At 74.7% G+C, this 1,898-nt stretch carries 2 protein-coding genes; both read left to right on the top strand.

Annotated elements, in window-relative coordinates:
- Positions 1-157 (top strand): winged helix-turn-helix domain-containing protein (locus tag R6V09_RS52085; RefSeq protein ID WP_317888395.1); only part of this gene is annotated, 157 nt, incomplete at its 5' end.
- Positions 158-242: 85 nt separating this feature from the next.
- Positions 243-1,670, top strand: coding sequence for a sensor histidine kinase (locus R6V09_RS52080; protein WP_317888394.1), 1,428 nt, complete (start codon positions 243-245; stop codon positions 1,668-1,670).
- The last annotated feature ends 228 nt before the right edge of the window (positions 1,671-1,898 follow it).

Genomic DNA, 1,898 nt, shown 5'->3' with positions numbered 1-1,898 from the left:
CCGCCGCGGGCTGGTCCGGGCGGGCTGGCCCGAAGGGGCCCGGGTCCACGACAACACCCTCGACCAGTACCTGACCCGGCTGCGCCGCAAGCTGCGCGCGGCGGGCAGCGAGCGGACGATCGGCACGGCCCGCGGGATCGGTCATCACCTGGCATGAGCGGGATCGGCGAACATCTGTCACGAGTCGGCCGGCGCCTGTCACCAGCTGGCCGGCATCCGTCGCGAGTCGGTCGGCACCGGTCATGAGCGGTGTCCTCCGCCGCTGGCACGTGAGCAGTGCCCTTCGCCAATGGCACGTGAGCGGGGACCTCCGCCGGCGCCGCGCGACCGCCCTCCTCCGTCGTGCGGCACCCCGCACGCTGCGCGGCCGGCTCTCGCTCGTGGCTCTGGTCACGGCCACGCTGCTGATGCTGGTCCTCACCGTCGCCTTCAACTCCGTGGCCGGCCACCGCCTCCAGCACCAGGCCGACGACGAACTGCGCACCCGTGCCGCCGCCGTGGCCACGACTGTCGACACCAGCGGCCCGACGGTACGGGTCCTGGAGACCTCCCACGACGAACTCCTCGACGCCGACGTGTGGATCTACTCCGGCCGGCACCTGCTGGAGGCGCCGCCGGCCGCGGGCCCCCTGACCCGGGTCGCCGACGCGCTCGCCGGGCGCGGCGGGCAGCGGTGCGTGACCGCCGACGTCCACGGCCCGTTGCGCCTGTGCTCCCAGCCGGTCCCGGGCGGCACCGGCGAGGCCATGGTCGTCACCGCGCTGGACCTCTCCCCGTACCGGAGTTCGGCCGACACTCTGCTCCTGGGATCGCTCGCGCTGGACGCCGTGATGCTCGCCTGCACCTACGTCCTGACCCGGCTGGCGGTCGGCCGCGCCCTGCGTCCGGTCCGCACGATGACCGACCAGGCCGGCCAGTGGAGCGTCGTGGCCTCCGGGGAACGCTTCGGCAGCACGCGGCATCCGGCCGAACTCGCCGGTCTCGGCGCGTCGTTGGACGCCATACTCGACCGCATCCGCACGCTGCTGCGCCACGAGCGGCAACTCACCGGGGAACTCTCGCACGAGCTGCGCACTCCCCTGAGCCGGATCATCGCCGAGCTCGAATGGTGGCGGGCCCACCCCCGCACGGCCGACCAGACCCGCGCCAGTCACCAGGTCATCGCGGAGGCCGCCGAGTCCATGCGCACCATCTGCGACACCCTCCTGGCCGACGCCCGCGACGGCACACTCGTCGCTCCGGGCACCGCACAGCTGCTGCCCACGCTGCGCCGACTGACCGAAGTCCTTTGCGTGCCGGCCCACTTGACGGTCACCGTCGACGGCCCGTGCCTGGTGGCAGGAGTGCCGCCCGCCCTCCTCGAACGCATCGTCAGCCCGCTCCTCGCCAACGCGTGCCGCTACGCCCGCTACGCCGTCGCCGTCCGCGTGCACCGCACACCCGACGGTGTGGCCGTCGACGTCACCGACGACGGCCCCGGCGTACCGCCCGCGTTCACCGGGCTGCTCTTCGAGCCCGGCCGACGGGCGGATCCGGGCGACGGCCACAGCGGGGCGGGCCTCGGCCTGCCCCTGGCCCGACGCCTGGCCCGCTCCGCCGGCGGCGAGGTGACGTACGACGCCGGGCACACGCCTGGGACACGGTTCGTGGTCACGCTGCCCGCAGGGTGACGGCGCCGCGATTCGGGCGTGCCGGGCTCTCACGGTGTGGGGCGGTACCGGTTCCTCAGAGCGTGCTGCCGCGCCGACTCCTCATGGCGTGCCGCCGTACGGAACCCTCACCGTGTGACGCCGCCTCGACCTTCACCGCACGACGCGGCACCGGGCCCTCGGCGTGGCGGCCCCGGCCCCCGCACGCGCGGCCCCTCACTCCATCGCGCCGCGCCCCACGTCCTTGCG

Origin of the sequence: Streptomyces sp. W16, assembly GCF_033194735.1 — a bacterium.
In the GTDB taxonomy this organism is placed as follows: Bacteria; Actinomycetota; Actinomycetes; order Streptomycetales; family Streptomycetaceae; genus Streptomyces.
Note: the sequence above shows the minus strand (reverse complement) of the source record. Positions and strands in the feature narration are given on the sequence as shown.

Bases quoted from the DNA above. Each gene is read 5' to 3' on its own strand.
- R6V09_RS52080 (WP_317888394.1), top strand. From the start codon at position 243: ATGAGCGGTGTCCTCCGCCGCTGGCACGTGAGCAGTGCCCTTCGCCAA.